The organism is Microbacterium sp. MYb64 (assembly GCF_002979495.1).
Taxonomy (GTDB): domain Bacteria; phylum Actinomycetota; class Actinomycetes; order Actinomycetales; family Microbacteriaceae; genus Microbacterium; species Microbacterium azadirachtae_A.
In genome coordinates this window covers 35,410-51,309 of the sequence record NZ_PCOW01000008.1, presented here as the reverse complement: position 1 = coordinate 51,309, position 15,900 = coordinate 35,410, and the positions used below count along the sequence as shown (strand labels likewise).

Genomic DNA, 15,900 nt, shown 5'->3' with positions numbered 1-15,900 from the left:
CGGCCCGCCGTCCTCAAGCGGCGAGGTCGAACCGGGCTCTGCCACCGAGACGGGGACTGCGCGCGGGATCGACGTGTGGCGGCGGGATGAACCACACCCTGCTGTGTCGCCCCTTGCCCTCGATCCGGATCTCCCAGTCGTTGTCGTGGATGCGATGGTGACAGCTCTCGCAGAGCAGGATCCCGTTCTCCAGGTCGGTCGGCCCCGCATCGCGTTTCCACCAGCGGATGTGATGGGCCCTGGTCATGGACGGCGGGAGTCCGCACATCGCGCAGCCGCCGTCGCGTTCGGCGAGGGCGAGACGCTGCGCGGTGGTGTACTTCGACAGGCTCAGCAACCGGCTCAGACGGCGGCCGTAGTCGAGGACCTCGCGGTCGGTACCGAGCACGCACGGGATGACGCCGCCGCTCGCGGCGAGCTGCCGGGTGGCGGCGATGCTGAGGGGGAGGTCTGATCCGTCGATGGTCGCGTATCCGGTGCCGTCGGTGAGGTCCTTCAGGTCGACCCGGACCACCACGGTCGCGCCGGCCAGCGCGGGCGCCTCGTTCTCGCAGCCGAGGGCGTGCGCGCAGATCGTGCTGAGCGCCTCGGCACGCAGCGCCGCGACCGAGCGGTGATCCGCATCGGGAGAGTCCGGGGCGAGCCGTTCCTTCCGCGCGGCGAAGAGCGCCGACACGTACCCGTTCACCGCGGCGACGATGGGCGCCCCGTGAGCGGCGTCGAAGTCGCCGTCGAGGTGGATCCGCCCGTCGCGCTCGTAGATAGACAGCGACTGGCGGTCGCGCTGCTCCTGCTCCCGCGGGGCGACCCCGTCGGGATCCAGCCACGCCTCGGCCCGGGTGACCAGCCGCCGCACATCGTCGTGCGACAGCCCGGCGGCCTTGTCCACGAGGAGTCGCTCCGCCTCTGCGGTCTGCGCCGCGCCGATCTTGACGCGCACGCGCTCGAGCAGGGCGAGGATCACGGCGAAGGCCTGTGCGCTCAGCGTGCCGGAGGCGAGCGCCTGCTGCGCGGCCGGGTACTTCGCCGGCACGCGGTCGCCGACCAGGTTCGTGCGGGGCGCCGTGGCCTCGCCGACCTTGACCAGCCTGGACGCGTCACCCGTGGTCGCGCCGGTCGTGGTCGCGATGAGCTGTGCGGCGTTGCGGAACCCCTGCTCCTTCGCCAGCGAGTCCGCGCCCAGCTCGGTGCGGGACTCGTGCGCCACGCACGCGGCGACCTCGGCGAGCATCGCCCCGGACCGGCGATGCAGCAGGCCGAGCGCCTCCGTCACGGCCATGAGCTGTGTGCGGGAGAGGTCACCCGCTTCGCGCGCGCCGCTCCACACCTCATCGAGACGCGTCAGCGCCTCGTGCAGTGGGTCGAGATGTCCGGTCATGCCTTGATTTTACGCGGGATCACAAGACATTCGAAGCTATCTACGAGATCTGTGAAGAACTTTTCCGAGGCGATGCCTGTGGAGGACGGGATCACGTCCCCGGCGCATCACCGGGCCCGGAGCTTCTCTGTCAGGGTCGTCAGAGTGCGCAGCTCCTCGTCGTCCAGCGCCGACATGCGCTCGGCGATCGAGCGACCGTGCGCGGTGGCGAGCTGGCGGAACGCGCGCGTCCCGGCCTCGGTCGCATGCACGAGGGATCCGCGTCCGTCCTCCGGATCCGGGCACTTCTCGAGCAGTCCGCGCGCGACCATGCGGTCGACGAGGCGCGAGACGCTGGGCTGGCTGATCAGCATGTTCGCCGTGACCTCGCGCAGGCGCGCGGTGTGCGACGCGCAGCGGGTGACGGTGAGCAGCACGTCGTACTCCGCGGCCGAGAGGTCGGCGCCGTCGAAGTCGGTCGACATCTCGGTGAAGATCTCGTGCTGGGCGCGGAAGAGGGTCTCCCAGGCTGTCAGGGCCAGCTTCCGATCGCTCATCGCATCAGAATATCCGCCCGGACGGACATGAGGCTTCGCGCAGTAAAGGCCGGTCGGAGAGGCTTCCGACCGGCCTTTGTCCCTTTGCACCAAGAGTGTCCTGCAATCACATGCGGTGAGAGCCACAGCAAAACTTTCACCGTGCGATCACTGTATAACGGCGGGGTAACGAATGCAACGATCAGGTCACGGTCTGGGCGGATTCATAAAGTCCTTCTCGGACACCGGATCGTGGTTCCCCACGTCTCCTCAGGGTTCGAATCCGGCCGGTTGGGCACCGGCCCACTGGGTGGCATTGGTGCCGGATTCGACGGCCACGGCAAGCGCCTGAGCTCGAGACATGCCGATCGCGAGGGCAGCAGCGAGTGCGCCGGCGAACGCATCGCCGGCGCCTGTCGTATCCATCGGCGTCGTCGCGGTCATGGGGCGGACGACCACGTCGCCCCATCGGGCTCCGGCGGCACCGAGAGTGACGACCGCGTCCCGTATCTTCATCAAGCGGTCCTCGTGTTCGTTGACGACGACGACCTCAGCGAGTTCTCCGAGCTCCTGCGACGCGGCGTCGATCGGGGAAACGTTCAGAATGGCGGGAACCCGCGCGTCCGCGGCCAGCGTCAGGGCTGCTCTCACGGCTGCGGTGGGAATCTCCTGCTGCAGCAGGACGATGTCGGCACTGCGGATGATGTCCTGGCAGCAGTGGATCCAGTGCGCCGTGAGTTCGGCGTTCGCGCCGGCGGCGACGACGATCGAGTTCTCGCCTTCGTCGTCCACCGTGATGTTGGCGCGGCCGGTGGCGAGCGGGACGCGCATCACGTGCTGCACGTTCACGCCACGATCATCGAGGTGGCGCAGGTACTGTTCTCCGTCCTCGCCCACAGCGGAGATCAGCGTGACCTGTGCGCCGGCGCGCGCTGCGCCGAGGGCCTGGTTCGCTCCCTTGCCTCCCGGGAGGACTTCGACCTTCTGCGCGAGTGCGGTCTCCCCTGGCAGGGGCAGTCTGGCGACCGAGGCGATGACATCGAGATTGATCGAGCCGATGACGACGACGTGGCCGCTCACTCGGATCCCCTCTGTGTCGCAACGGCGATGAATGGGCGAGCCGCGGTCATCGTTCTCCCTCTCGCCGCTGCTTCTCGGCTCGCCGGGCTCTGGCCCGTGCCTCGAGTCGTTCGAGCCAGTCCGCGCTTTCCTCGAGGCGCGGGGCGCTCGTGTCGCGCCAGGCCTCATCCGCATTGTGACGCGGTTGGGACAGAACGTCGGTCCCGCGACGGGGAAGCTCCTCGTAACGGGTGAAGTACGCGTCCAGGCGGGCACCGAGCTCGGCGAGGACGGGGCGGAAGGCCGGGGCGTCGATGACGTTCCGGGTCTCGCGCGGATCGGCGATGAGATCGAACAGTTCGTCGGGCCCGGTGGGGAAGCGCTTGACGAGCTTGTGGGCAGGCGTTCGTATGCTGCGCAGGTTGCCATACTCGACGAAGACGGCATCGCGGGGTTCGGGTGACGGCTCCGACTTCAGGGCGCCTGCGAAGCTCTTCCCGGGGTAGGGCTTGGTACTCGTGCGCGGGGTCGGACTCGGGGCGCCGGCGAGCTCGAGGATCGTCTGGAACGTGTCGACGTGGGTCACGGCTTCCTGGCGGCGCTGACCGCCGAGTGCACCGGACGGGTAGTTGACGATGAGCGGGATGCGGATCGACTCGTCGACCACGTTGTAGGGGAGTGTGCCATTGCCCTTCCCCCAGATCCCGTGATGGCCGGTGTTCAGCCCGTGATCGGAGGTATAGATCACGACGGTATCGTCGCGAACCGTGAGGGATTCCAGGGCATCGACGATGCGCCCCACCTGCTCGTCGATCTCCGTGACAGCCCCGTAGTACTGGGAGAGCGCCTCGCGCGGGTCGTTTCTGCTCGAATACAGGGATTCTGAACGCAGACGCCCGAACGGGTAGGTGATGTCCTCGGGGATGTCCGCGAAGGTGCAGTTCCGGTAGCGGGAGACGAGGCGCTCCAGCCCGCCGTGCCATGGGCTGTGGGTTGCGAGGTGCCCGACGACGAGGAAGAACGGGCGTTCCTTCGGGCGGTTCTCGAGGAACTCCAGCGCGTGGGTGGTGATGGCGTGGTGGTCGTACGCCAGCTCGCCGTCAGGGCGAGGTGACCAGGGGGTCTCGTAGCCGTCGGCCTCCGATACCGCGGCATTGCGGCTGTACCAGAAGTCGAATCCGCGAGGCCGGGGCTCGTCGGATCCGAGATGCCATTTGCCGCTCAGCCCCGTCGTGTAGCCGCACGCCTGAAGGAGCTGGGGGAGGAAGATCTCCTCTGCGAGCCAATCCGTGGGCACCGTCGGGTCAGCGTTTCCGATGTAGTCGTGCACGCCGTGCTGCGAGGGGATCCGACCTGTGAAGAAAGAGGCTCTGGCCGGCGAGCAGACGGGCGAGTTGGTGAAGGCGTTCTCGAACTGCACGCCGGTACGCGCCAGATGATCGATGGACGGGGTCTGGATCTCGGAGTTCCCATAGGTCCCCGCGGCCCACTGGGCATGATCGTCACTGAGGAAGACCACGATGTTCGGTTGCGACACTGCCTGCTCCTATCGTCGGACCGATACTAAAGGTTGGACCTCTGGTGGACAAGCTTCCCCTCAACGTTGACAAGTTCCGTCTGAATGTGAGATACCTGACGTCTAACCCGAAAGGACCAGAGGTCCAATCTCTTGTAAAGGAGCAAGACGTGGACGAAAGAGAAGCGAGGATCACCTCTCGCGCGAAGATCGCTTGGCTGGTCGCAGCCCTCCTCCTCGCAGTGGGGAGCTACCAGCTCAACAACACGATGATCGCTCCGGCGAATCCGCTGATCATCAAGGAACTCGGCAGTGATACGGCGACGGTAGGGCTCGCACAGACGCTGTTCCTCATCGTCGGAGCGATCTCGGCGATCATCGTGACGCGGATCAGCGACTGGACGGGGCGTCGGCGAGCGCTGATGTTCAGCCTGGCCGCGCTGGTGGTCGGAAACCTGATCGCCGCGACCGCCCCGAACATCGGTTTCTATCTGGCCGGGCGGACCATCTCGGGTCTGTGTGGCGCAGTGTTCGCTTTCGCCTTCCTGATCCTGCACGACGTACTGGAGCTCAAGACGTTCAGTCGGGCGCTCGCCGTCATCGCCGCCGTCAAGGCAGGTCTGGGTGGTGGAGAGGCAGTGCTCTCGGGGATCATCGTCGATCACCTCGGATACAGGGCGGTGTTCTGGACGATGCTGGCATTCACGCTCGTCGCGTTGGTCGTGTGCCGTTTCGCTGTGCCGGAGAAAGTGACGTCGAAACCGCAGCGCATCGACTGGGCGGGTTCCGCACTGATCGCGGGCGGCCTGACCGGGATCTCGCTCGCTCTGTCCCAGGGCGGGAAGTGGGGCTGGCTGAGCGCGCCGACGCTGCTGGTGCTGCTCGTCGGTGTGGTGCTCCTGGTGGCGTTCCCGTTCGCGGAGCGGCGCGCGGCGTCGCCTCTGATGCGCCCTTCGGAGTTGCGTTCGCGCAACGCGTGGCCTCTGCTCAGCGCCAATGTCCTCATCCTCGCCGGCGCCTTCGGGGCGACCGGATTCGTGCTGCCGCTTCTCGCGCAGAACGCGGGCGCGGGGTTCGGCATGACCGCGACGGAGTCCGCGCTTCTCTACGTCATGCCGGTGTCGTTGGTCGGCTTCGCCTTCGCGCCGATCGCCGGATCCGTTGCGCCACGTATCGGATGGCGCAGCATCCTGCTCGGAGGACTTGCCGTCACCGTCGTGGCCATGATCGTCCTCGCGGCGGCCAGCCACAGCCCGATGATCGCGTTCCTCATGACCCTGGTCCTGGGCGCCTTCTACACGGGGATGGTGCTCACTGCTCTCGACGGTCTGGGTGTGCTGCTGGCGTCGAAGGACGAGCCGGGCGCGCTGACGGGCTTCAACACGGCCGCATTCGGAATCGGTGCTTCGCTCGGTGTCGCGATCACCGGCGGAGCGATCACCTCGTCGCAGATGAACGGCGCGCCGACGCACGGCGGCTACGTGCTCGCATTGTGGATCTGTGCCGGACTCGTGGTGGCCGGGTCGCTGTTCGCGTTGCTCATCCCGAAGCGCGGCGTCGGGATCGTAGACGAGCAGGTCCCGGCCGGAGAGGCGGAACAGCGCGTCGCGTAGCCTTCGCTACGCTCCCGGAAGGAGGTATGACGTGGAACGGCTGAGAACTCTGCGGGCGCAGGCGGCGAGCGAGCTGCGCGAACTCATCGAGCGCGAGTACAAGCCAGGGGATCGGCTGCCTGCCGAAGTCGACCTCGCCGCCGCGGTGGGACTCAGCCGCAACACCATCCGGGAGGCGGTCGCGCTCCTCGTGAATGACGGGCTCGTCGAGCGCCGCTGGGGGGTCGGCACGATCGTCTTGGCGCCGCCGGACCGCACCGTCTTCAACCTCAGCAGCGAGATCGTGCCGGTTCCGGAGATCATCGCCGCATCGGGCCATGTCGCCGGCATCGAGAAGTTCTCGATCAGTGCCGTCGATGCGCCGGATGATGCAGCTACCGCGCTCCGCGGAGGGAACCAGCCGGTGTGGGCCGTCGAACGGGTCTACAGCGTCGACGGGGTGCCCGCGGTTCAGGTGCTCGACTGGTGCCTCAGAGAGGTCGACGGACGCTCCGTCGACCTCTCCTCGCTGTCGGACGTGTCGCGCGACATGATCACCATCCTCCGAGAGCAGCTGTCCGACTCTCTGCATCGGATGGAGGGGCGGATCGACGCGGTGTGCGGAGTGCCTGGGCTCCCCGCGGAGATGGACGACACTCCGTTGGTCCAGTTCACTCAGACCGGGTTCACGTCCATGTCGGTCCCGATCGTCTTCACCGTCATCCGCTACGACACGCGGATCGTTGACCTTTCCGTGCGACGGATCATCGCGAAGTAAGGATGTCGGCGACTCGTCCGGATGTCGGAACCGGTTGCCTGCTCCCGCGCCCTACCCGAGGATGTGCTCGTCCGGGACGAGGATCCCGCCTGAGGTGTTCGCGGAGTTCGCGTAGGTCTGGATGCGGGCGGGGTCCAGGGACGGCGGCTCTGGCTCGTCGAACTCGAACCGCAGTTGGACGGACGGGTGCAGCCAGATCGTCGACCTGCCGCGCGGCTGCCCTTCGTCGTGGCGCCAGGACAGGGTGAAGCTCTCGTTGCGACGCAGCTTCGTCGCGATCACGACCTTGAGATGGGCGAGAGCCACATCGTCGATGTCTATCCGGTGTTCGGAACTGCCATAGAAAAGGGCGCCCATGTCGGCTTCTCTCCTTCGGTGTGCTGTATCGCCACGAGAACCCGTGCCAAGAAAGCGCAATAGATCGGACGCGGGGAACGCGATCCGCGACGGGGATCGAGGATGCGGACCCGCAGTGGGGGATGGTGTCGTCGGGCTCAGCCCGCCGGGATCTCGGGATCGCTCACGCGCAGCCGGTCGGGGCGGAATCCGTGCTCCACGCCCCACAGCACGGCTTCCGTACGGGACGTCACGCCGATGCGGCGGTAGCCGGAGCGGATGTAGGTCTTGACCGAGTTGATGGAGAGGTGCGTGCGCTCGGCGACCTCCGCATTCGACAGGCCCTGCGTGATGAGCGCGAGCACTTCCGACTCGCGGACGGTGAGCCCCTCCTCGCGGCCCGGCCAGTCGCCCGCGGTGATCGGCGGCCGGCCCTGGGTGTCGACCCAGACCTGAGATCCGCCCGCGCGGATCTGCTGCAGCGCCGTGACCAGTTGGCGGGCGGGGATGCCCTTGTACACGTAGCCGTCGGCGCCGTTCGCGATCGCGGCGCGGATCGAGCTCTCGTCGTGAGCCCACGAGTAGACCACCACGCGGTCGACCCGCGGATTCGCGACGAGGTCCCGCACGTCGGCGCGGTCTCCCAGGGTGGATCCGAAGGTGTCGCACAGAGCGATCTCGACCGATTCGCTCACGGGCTTGTTCAGGTCCAGCTCGACGACCTGGACGACGTCCTGGTACGAGCGCAGCATCGACGCGAGACCGCGCACGACGACCTCGTAGTCGTTCACCAGGGCGATGCGCAACAGCGCGGGCTGCGCGCCGCCCTCCCTCGCTCGCCGGTTGCCGTCGGACTCACTCATTGGTTCAGCCCTTCTTCCCGCTGCGGTGATCCGCCCGGCCGGGCTGAACCGTCCGTCGATCCACTGTCGCTGAACCCCACGCTAACCGTCGCCAGGGTGACTGTCTTCACCCCTAGGGGTGAAAGGCCGAGCGGCCCGGGGCACCCGTCACTGCGAGAGGATGATCCGGTGAGCTACGACGCGGACGAGACCGTCTTCGAGCATGGGGCACGACGGGTCCGGCTGGAGACGAACGCGCAGTTCGACGCGCTGGTCGCGGCCTTCGAGGAGGCGGTCCCCGCGCTGTCCGACGCGCAGGCGCTGGCCGAACTGCGCGGCGGCGACTGGGCGGGGTTCGTGCGCGGACTGCAGTGGGAGTCGCCGAGCGGGTTCGTCCGGGTGTGGACCTCGCGGCCCGACGCGCTCATGGAGCATGCGGGCAGCGACGCCCGCAGCGTGGTGTGGCTCATCGCCCACCACGGGATCGCCGCGCGGCTGTTCCGCCACGATCCGGGCACGATGCTCTCCTCGCCGCTGCGCATCGAGATGCACACGTCGAAGGCGCCGGGGACGACGCTGAGCTTCGAGGTGCCCAGCGCCGCGCTCGGCGGCTTCGGCGTCAACAAGATCGCGCAGGCCGGCGCCGAACTCGATCGTGCTCTCGGCGACCTCATCGAGGACCTCGGCCTGCCCCGGCCCGCCGCGCTGCGGCGCTGACGCGGTCCGCGGTCAGGTCCGGGGCTTCCGCGTCAGGCCTTGTTGTCCGCGAGCAGGAGCACCCCGCCGAGGCCGATCATCATGCCGCCGCCGGTGCCGCGGACCGCGGCGAGCCGGCGCGGGGACTTCGCGAACCAGTCCCGTGCGGATCCGGCGATGAGCGCCCAGGTCGCGTCGCACGCGAACGCGATGATGGTGAAGACCAGGCCGAGGATCATCATCTGCACGGGAACGGCGCCGGCGTGGAAGTCCACGAACTGGGGGAGCGCCGCGACGAAGAAGACGATGGTCTTGGGGTTGGTGGCGCCGACGATGAATCCCTGCCGCAGCACCACGAACGGGGACACCCGTCGAGGGCTCGTCTCGGAGTCCTCTCCGATGCCGTCGCGACGGTGGCGGATGGCCTGGATCCCGAGATAGGCGAGGTAGAGCGCGCCGAGCACCTTCACGACCGTGAAGAGCGCCACCGACTGCGCGACGATGGCGCCCACCCCGAATGCCACCGCCCCGATCGGGACGAGGCTGCCGAGCTCGTTGCCCAGCACGCTCCAGAGCCCGGCGCTGCGACCCCACGCGAGCGAGCGTCCGATGACGAACAGCACGCTCGGCCCGGGGACGGCGATCAGGACCAGGGACGTGAGGGCGAAGGCGACGAGGGCTTCCATGGGCGGCACGAGAAGAACCTATGCCCGGATCCGCTCGCGCGCCAGATCCGGTCGCCCCGGGTGACGCCGCTCCGCGGCTCCGCCGCCCTCCACTTCCGAGTCGTCCCCATGAGCGGACGCTCTGGGCTGCGCTCACGGGGACGACTCGGAATGTGGAAGGGGGTGTCGGGGTCAGCGCGGGATTAGGGGGCTCGGGACTCCGCGTCGGCGGTGCAGGGGGCGCCTGCACGATCACGGCAGCCTGCACGATCACGGCACGCCTGCAGGATCACGGCACGGATGCACGACGGATTCGGTGGATCGATCGTGCAGGTGTTCACGGATCGTGCAGCTGCCCCAATCCGAGCCTTCGATGTCCGGGGGAGCCAGCCACCAACTCAGTGTGTATCACCGGGGTGTTCTTGACAGGGGTGCGGGGGACGCCGACGATGGCGGCATGATCCGAGAACCGTCCGACGAGGACAAGGCGATCGCCGACGTCATCGAACGTCTCCAGGCGAGGTTCCCCCAGACCGCGGAGATCGAGATCGACGGCGCCGTCCGAGACGCGCAGCGATCGTTCGAGCGGGCCAGGGTGCGCGACTTCGTACCCGTCCTCGTCGAGCGCGAAGCCCGCGCGCGGATCGAGCGCCCGGTCCACTGAGGCGGCCGGATCCCGGGCGTCTCACCGCCGCGCTGCGCCGGCACCTGGATCTCGATCCCGCGCCCCGGGCCTGAGCGCCCGGCGTCGCGTTAGCCCTGGGCGAACTCCGCCCGCGGGCCGCGGACCCGGGCGGAGACTCTGGTCATGGACGACAGCGAAGCACTCGACGCCTACTCGGCGACGGTCGTGCGCGTCGCGGAGACGGTGCTGCCCTCGGTCGCCGCGGTGAGCGTCCGCACCGACGGCGGGGCCGGCGCTGGGAGCGCCTCGGTGTTCCGCGAGGGCCTGCTGCTCACGAGCGCTCACGTCGTGGCCGGCGCGCGCGAGGTCGGCCTCGCCTTCACCGACGGGACCTCTTCCCAGGCGCAGGTCGTCGGATCCGATGTGCTGTCGGATCTTGCCGTGCTGCGGGCCCAGGGGGCGATTCCCGATCCGGTCCCGCTCGGCGACGCGGCGCACCTCAGAGTCGGGCAGCTGGTCGTCGCCCTCGGGAATCCGCTGGGACTCGCGGGCAGCGTGACCGCCGGCATCGTCTCGGCGCTCGGCCGCTCGCTGCCGACCGCGTCGGGGCGGGTGATCGACGAGGTGGTCCAGACCGACGCCGCGCTGAACCCCGGCAACAGCGGGGGAGCGCTCGCCGACAGCGCGGGCCGGCTGGTCGGGGTGAACACCGCGGTCGCGGGCATCGGGCTCGGGCTCGCCGTGCCGATCAACGCGACGACACTCTCGATCATCGACACGCTCGCCACGTTCGGGCGCGTGCGGCGGGCCTGGCTGGGGGTGGCCGGCGCCAAGGTCGCACTGACCCCGGAGGCTGCTGCCAAGGTCGGATCGCCGACCGGCATGCAGGTGATCTCGACCGTCCCCGGGAGCCCCGCTGCCATCGCCGGCGCCAGGGCGGGCGACATCGTCCTCTCGATCGACGGCACCGCGGTCTTCGACCCGACCGGGTTGCAGCGGGTCATGGTCGAAGGGGCGATCGGGCGGCGGATGGAGATGGTCGTGCTGCGCAGCGGCGCCCTGATCGACCTGGTGCTGGAGCCCGAGGAGCTCCGGCTCGGCTGACGCGGGTCCTGCACGGGTCCCGACAGGCCCAGGGGCCGAAAGCGACGCGTGCGCCCTGGATACGATGGCGACGTGGCGGAGGCATCCCGGATCGAGACGCTTGGCATCATCGGCGCAGGGCGGGTCGGCAGCGTGCTCGCCCGGCTCGCGGTGTCGGCCGGATACCGGGTGCTGCTCGCGGCATCGTCGGATCCGGCCCGGATCACGCGTGCGGCGCGGGCGCTCGGAGCGACCGCGGTGGACGTGGCGGAACTCGCGCGCGAGGCCGACGCCGTGCTCCTCGCCCTGCCGCTCAGCCGGCACGCGACCCTCCCGGCCGAGCTGCTGCGGGGCAAGCTCGTGATCGACGCCATGAACTACTGGTGGGGCGACGGACTCCGCGGCGACCTCGACGATCCGCGCACGTCGACTAGCGAGACCGTGCAGCGGCACCTCGCCGGATCCCGGGTCGTGAAGGCCTTCAACCACATGGGCTATCAGGACCTCGAGGACGAGACCCGGCCCGCCGGCACCTCCGACCGCAAAGCGATCGCGATCGCCGGGGACGATCCGGACGACGTGGCGCGGGTGGCCCGGCTGGTCGACGACCTCGGGTTCGATCCGGTGGTCGCCGGCGGCCTCGCGAGCGGCATCATGCTGGAACCCGGCGCGGAGGCCTTCGGAGCCGACGTCGACGCCGCGGAGCTGCGGGCGATGCTGCAGCGGTTCCCGACATCGCAGCGCGGCATCGTCGTGGCGAGGGCCCGCACGGCGGACCCGAACTCCTGAGCGGCCGCGGCCGAGCGCTCAGCCCCAGGCGGCTGCCCGCGGCACCACGAGCACGGGCACGCCCGCGTTCCGGACGATCTTCGTGCCGTGCGAACCGAGGAACACACGCGCGAGCGGGTTGAGGGAACTGGATCCGACCACCAGCAGGTCGCCGTCGGTCCAGCCGACGTCGTCGATCGCCGACGCCCACGACGCGCCGACGCCGACCGCGAGCCCGTCGACGGCGGGCGCCGGTTCGGCGATCTCGCCGAGCACTGCGGCGACATGGTCGCGGATCTGCCCCTCCCACTCGACCAGGACCGGATCCTCGGCGCGGCCGCCAGCGCCGGCCAGGATTCCGAGCTCGGCGTCCGGGCGGACGGCGAACGACGCGATCCGCAGGCGCACCCCGCCGAGCGCCGCGACGGCGGCCGCACCGGGGATGAGGTCCTGCGCGGCGCCGGATCCGCCGTACGCCACCGTGAGGCGGTCGAACCGCGCGTCCACGCGCGCCCGATAGCCGACCGGCGCGATCGCCACGGGAGCGGGGGAGGCGTGCAGCAGCGCCTCCGACACGGCCCCGAGCGCGATCCTTCCGGGCTCGCCGCGGACCGCGGATCCGAGCACGAGGGCGTCGGGGCGCTCCTGCTCCGCGAGCTCGAGAAGTCCGCGGCGGGCCGAGGCCGCCTCGTGCACGAGGTAGCGCGCCTTCACGTCGCCGCCGAGCACGCTCGCGGCGTGATCGAGCACCTGGTCCGCTGCCTCGCGGTTGTGCGCCTGCCACTCCTGATCCACGCTCGCGCGCGAGAGCGGCCAGGCGGAGGCCACGACCGCGGCGACGACGAGGTCGGTGTCGAGCGAGTTCGCGAGCTGGGCGGCGAGCGCGAGCACCGAGGACGACCGGCGCGCGGTGTCGAGTCCGACGAGGAGCGTCAACGCTCGCTCCGCTCCAGCGGACCAGGCTGGCGCACGACCGAGGTGAACGGCACATCGGCGCCGGGCGGCACGTTGCCGGGCTGCAGCGCGGAGCGCCGGCGTCCGTAGAAGAAGTAGAACGCCAGGAACACCGCGACCCAGATCGCGAACACGAAGATCGTGACGGGCCGCAGCTGGGTGATGATCCAGAGGCACCCGGCGATCGAGAGGAGCGGCGTGATCGGGTACAGCGGAACCTTGAAACCGCGCTCCAGATCCGGCTCGCGGCGGCGCAGGATGATGAGGCCGACCGACACGACGAGGAACGCGGCGAGCGTGCCGATGCTCGTCATCTCGGCGAGGAAGCTGATCGGGATGACGCCCGCGAGCACCGCGACGACGGCCGACACGATGATCGTGTTCTGGACGGGGGTCCGCGTGCGCTCGTTGACCTTCCCGAAGATCGGCGGGACCATGCCGTCGCGCGACATCGCGAACAGGATCCGGGTCTGGCCATAGAGGGTGACGAGGGTGACGCTGAAGATCGAGATCACCGCTCCCGCCGCCAGCACCGTGCCCGGCCAGGGGCTGCCCACCACGTGGGCGAGGATCTCGGAGAGCCCCGCCTCCTGCCCGTCGAACTTCGCGGGGGCCTGCGCGCCGACCGAGACCAGGGCGACGCCGACGTAGAGCACGATCACGACGGCGAGCGCCAGCAGGATCGCGAGCGGCAGGTTGCGCTTGGGGTTCTTCGCCTCCTCGCCCGCGGTCGAGACCGCGTCGAGTCCGACGAAGGAGAAGAAGATCACTCCGGCGCCCGCGGCGATGCCGCCGATCCCGTAGGGAGCGAAGTCCGCGAAGTGGTCGGAGTTCCATCCGGTCATCCCCACGGCGATGAAGAACAGCAGCACGGCGATCTTGATGCACACCATGACGGCGTTGGTGACGACGGACTCCTTGGTGCCGCGCACGAGCAGGACGGCGCAGAGCGCGACCAGGATCACCGCGGGCAGGTTGACGATGCCGCCCTCCTCCGGAGCGTTGCTCAGCGCGGCGGGCAGGTGCAGGCCGAACAGGTTGCCGATGAGCTCGTTGACGTACTGCGACCAGCCCACGGCGACCGCACCGGCGGAGACCGCGTACTCGAGCAGCAGGCAGGCGCCGACGACCATGGCGATGCCCTCGCCGAGGGTCGCGTACGCATAGGAGTAGGTGGATCCCGAGACGGGGACCGCCCCCGCGAGCTCCGCGTAGCAGAGGGCGGTGAGGCCGGCCACGATGCCGGCGATCACGAACGACCAGACCACGGCGGGGCCGGCCAGCGGCACGGCCTGGGACATGATGAAGAAGATCCCCGTGCCGATCGTGCAGCTGATCCCGATCGCCATGAGCGGGAAGAGACCGATCGTGCGTCTCAGGGGGGAATCGCCTGCCTCCCGGGCGATGGGCTTGCGCCGGAGGAGCTGCTGGGCGATCGATGTCATGCGGTTACCTGTTCTTTCACGGGCGACGGCGTCGCTGCACGTCGCAGGCCGGTTCGGGAACGCGCATCGGCGGATCCGATGCGCGTGGTCTCGGGTCGGATCCGGGTGCGCTGCTCCGGCGCCTCGACGACGACGCGCACGCCGTCGACGAGCGCGTCGGCCGCTCCGCGGACGTAGCCGCCGGGGGTCGCGGCGATCCCGCGCAGGAACGAGATCGTCTCGGCGGTGAGGATCTCACCGGGCAGCACGTTGGGGATCCCGGGCGGGTAGGCGGCGAGCGAGTCGGCGGAGACGCGGCCGACCGCGTCCTCGGCCGCGACGATCTCGGTGTGCGCGAACGCCGCATCGCGCGGGCGCATCACGGCGGGGCCGGTCTTCGGCAGCGCGATCGATCCCGCGTCGCCGCGCGCGGCGAGATCGCCGACCGGCCGCAGGGCCTCGAGCGCCGCGACGAACCGGGCCGGATCCGGGGTGGTGCCGGGGCCGACGAACGCGACGATGCAGGATCCCGTCGAGATCTCGGTCATGATCCCGGCCGTGCGCAGCAGCTCCTCGCGCACGGTGTGGCCGTGCAGCCCCGCCGCTCCGACATCGATCGACACCCGCAGCGGGTCGTGCCCCACGATGTCCGGGAAGGCGTCGAACCCGTCGCTCACGATCGGGAAGCGTCCGGTCGCGCGGACGGCGTCGCGCAGCGCGGAGGCCGCGGCGAGCGAGGCGGCGATGCGGTCGTGGCCGTCCTCGAGCGTCGCCCTGGCGAGATCGAGCGAGGCGAGCAGCAGTGAGCTCGCGCTCGTGGACTGGGTGAACAGGAAGGCGCGGTCGAGGAGCGGCTCGAGCTCCTCCGCATACGGCCCTTCGGCGAGGTGCAGCATGGCCGACTGGGTGAGGCTGCCGCCCATCTTGTGCGTGGAGGACACGACGAGGTCGGCGCCGAGGGTGATCGGGTTGGCGGGGAGATCGGGGTGGAAACCGAAGTGCGCGGCCCACGCGGCATCCACGATCAGCGGAACGCCGGCCTCGTGGCAGACCGCGGCGATGCCCTCGACGTCGGCGACCGCGCCGAAGTAGCTCGGGCTGATGATGTAGGCCGCCTTCGCGTCCGCGCCCTCGAGCGCGTCGCGCATCGCGGCGGGCGTCACGCCGTGGTTGATGCCGTGGTGCTCGTCGATCGTCGGCGGCACGAAGCGGGGGTCGAGCCCGCCGAGGATGATGCCGTCGAAGAAGCTCGAGTGGGCGCTCCGCTGCGCGACCACGATCTCATCCGGGGTGCCGAACGCGGCCAGCGCCAACGCCGTCATCCGGTTCGCCTCGGACGCGCCGTTCGTGAGGAACCAGGTGCGCCGCGCCCCCCATGCGCGGGCGGCCGCTTCGCGCGCCTCCTCGAGCGGGTTGTCGGATCCCTTGTCGATGCCGTCCAGCAGCGGCTCCACGTCGTAGCGCAGCACGTCGTCGCCGAAGAAGTCCGCGAGCAGCGGGGCGGCCGCAGGATCCGCGCTGTGCCCAGGGACGTTGAGGCGCTGCAGGTCGCGTGCGGCGAATCGGCGGATGGCGTCGGCGTAGGGCGTGGTTGTCGTCACGGATCGATTCTGGCGGGGAGGGATACGATGAGGAATGAAGACAATCCTTCATTGATCAATAGCCATTA

Annotated in this window: 16 protein-coding genes; 6 read left to right on the top strand and 10 right to left on the bottom strand. The window is 69.6% G+C overall.

Features of this window, described 5'->3' with window-relative positions:
- Nucleotides 1–13 precede the first annotated feature (13 nt).
- The 4 genes from CQ044_RS09320 to CQ044_RS09300 all read right to left on the bottom strand — a co-directional run bounded on the left by CQ044_RS09320 (nt 14) and on the right by CQ044_RS09300 (nt 4,489).
- The gene (locus CQ044_RS09320; protein WP_105688214.1) at nt 14–1,378 is read right to left on the bottom strand and encodes an HNH endonuclease signature motif containing protein; all 1,365 of its coding nucleotides are present in this window, start codon (nt 1,376–1,378) and stop codon (nt 14–16) included.
- Nucleotides 1,379–1,485: 107 nt separating this feature from the next.
- Nucleotides 1,486–1,914 (bottom strand): MarR family winged helix-turn-helix transcriptional regulator, encoded by a 429-nt coding sequence (locus tag CQ044_RS09315; RefSeq protein WP_045272775.1) that lies wholly within the window; start codon nt 1,912–1,914, stop codon nt 1,486–1,488.
- 249 nt (nt 1,915–2,163) lie between these two features.
- Nucleotides 2,164–2,973 (bottom strand): PfkB family carbohydrate kinase, encoded by an 810-nt coding sequence (locus CQ044_RS09305; RefSeq protein WP_181158257.1) that lies wholly within the window; start codon nt 2,971–2,973, stop codon nt 2,164–2,166.
- 46 nt (nt 2,974–3,019) lie between these two features.
- Nucleotides 3,020–4,489, bottom strand: coding sequence for a sulfatase (locus CQ044_RS09300; RefSeq protein ID WP_105688213.1), 1,470 nt, complete (start codon nt 4,487–4,489; stop codon nt 3,020–3,022).
- Between the two features lie 149 nt (nt 4,490–4,638).
- Between CQ044_RS09300 and CQ044_RS09295 the strand changes: the two genes are divergently transcribed.
- Together CQ044_RS09295 and CQ044_RS09290 are read left to right on the top strand one after the other, a co-directional pair.
- Entirely contained in the window at nt 4,639–6,081 is a 1,443-nt protein-coding gene (locus CQ044_RS09295; RefSeq protein WP_105688212.1) for an MFS transporter, read from the top strand.
- A gap of 31 nt (nt 6,082–6,112) precedes the next feature.
- Nucleotides 6,113–6,838 (top strand): GntR family transcriptional regulator, encoded by a 726-nt coding sequence (locus CQ044_RS09290; protein ID WP_105688211.1) that lies wholly within the window; start codon nt 6,113–6,115, stop codon nt 6,836–6,838.
- Nucleotides 6,839–6,889: 51 nt separating this feature from the next.
- Here the strand turns inward: CQ044_RS09290 and CQ044_RS09285 are convergent, their stop codons facing one another.
- Nucleotides 6,890–7,195: a hypothetical protein gene (locus tag CQ044_RS09285; protein WP_045272790.1), complete on the bottom strand. Its 306-nt coding sequence runs from the start codon at nt 7,193–7,195 to the stop codon at nt 6,890–6,892.
- A 137-nt stretch (nt 7,196–7,332) separates the two neighbouring features.
- The gene (locus tag CQ044_RS09280; RefSeq protein ID WP_105688210.1) at nt 7,333–8,037 is read right to left on the bottom strand and encodes a response regulator transcription factor; all 705 of its coding nucleotides are present in this window, start codon (nt 8,035–8,037) and stop codon (nt 7,333–7,335) included.
- A gap of 168 nt (nt 8,038–8,205) precedes the next feature.
- Here CQ044_RS09280 and CQ044_RS09275 point away from each other — a divergent pair, with 168 nt between their 5' ends.
- The gene (locus CQ044_RS09275; protein WP_105688209.1) at nt 8,206–8,733 is read left to right on the top strand and encodes a hypothetical protein; all 528 of its coding nucleotides are present in this window, start codon (nt 8,206–8,208) and stop codon (nt 8,731–8,733) included.
- A 32-nt stretch (nt 8,734–8,765) separates the two neighbouring features.
- On the opposite strand, the gene CQ044_RS09270 is transcribed toward CQ044_RS09275, so the two are convergent.
- Nucleotides 8,766–9,407, bottom strand: coding sequence for a LysE family translocator (locus tag CQ044_RS09270; protein ID WP_105688208.1), 642 nt, complete (start codon nt 9,405–9,407; stop codon nt 8,766–8,768).
- A 427-nt stretch (nt 9,408–9,834) separates the two neighbouring features.
- Between CQ044_RS09270 and CQ044_RS09265 the strand changes: the two genes are divergently transcribed.
- From CQ044_RS09265 to CQ044_RS09255, 3 genes are all read left to right on the top strand, one after another.
- Entirely contained in the window at nt 9,835–10,041 is a 207-nt protein-coding gene (locus CQ044_RS09265) for a three-helix bundle dimerization domain-containing protein (RefSeq protein WP_219844948.1), read from the top strand.
- A gap of 144 nt (nt 10,042–10,185) precedes the next feature.
- Nucleotides 10,186–11,106, top strand: a complete 921-nt coding sequence (locus tag CQ044_RS09260) for a S1C family serine protease (protein WP_105688207.1) — start codon at nt 10,186–10,188, stop codon at nt 11,104–11,106.
- Between the two features lie 72 nt (nt 11,107–11,178).
- On the top strand, nt 11,179–11,874 hold the full coding sequence (locus CQ044_RS09255; RefSeq protein ID WP_258133229.1) for an NADPH-dependent F420 reductase: 696 nt from the start codon (nt 11,179–11,181) through the stop codon (nt 11,872–11,874).
- Nucleotides 11,875–11,892: 18 nt separating this feature from the next.
- On the opposite strand, the gene CQ044_RS09250 is transcribed toward CQ044_RS09255, so the two are convergent.
- From CQ044_RS09250 to CQ044_RS09240, 3 genes are read right to left on the bottom strand one after another with little or no spacing between them, the layout of a single operon-like run.
- Nucleotides 11,893–12,789, bottom strand: a complete 897-nt coding sequence (locus CQ044_RS09250; protein ID WP_105688206.1) for a universal stress protein — start codon at nt 12,787–12,789, stop codon at nt 11,893–11,895.
- Nucleotides 12,786–14,252, bottom strand: coding sequence for an amino acid permease (locus CQ044_RS09245; RefSeq protein WP_105688205.1), 1,467 nt, complete (start codon nt 14,250–14,252; stop codon nt 12,786–12,788). The genes CQ044_RS09250 and CQ044_RS09245 overlap by 4 nt, the downstream gene beginning before the upstream one ends.
- Nucleotides 14,249–15,832 carry an aminotransferase class I/II-fold pyridoxal phosphate-dependent enzyme gene (locus tag CQ044_RS09240; protein ID WP_258133228.1) on the bottom strand — a complete coding sequence of 528 codons (1,584 nt, stop codon included), beginning with the start codon at nt 15,830–15,832 and terminating at the stop codon, nt 14,249–14,251. The genes CQ044_RS09245 and CQ044_RS09240 overlap by 4 nt, the downstream gene beginning before the upstream one ends.
- Between the last annotated feature and the right edge of the window lie 68 nt (nt 15,833–15,900).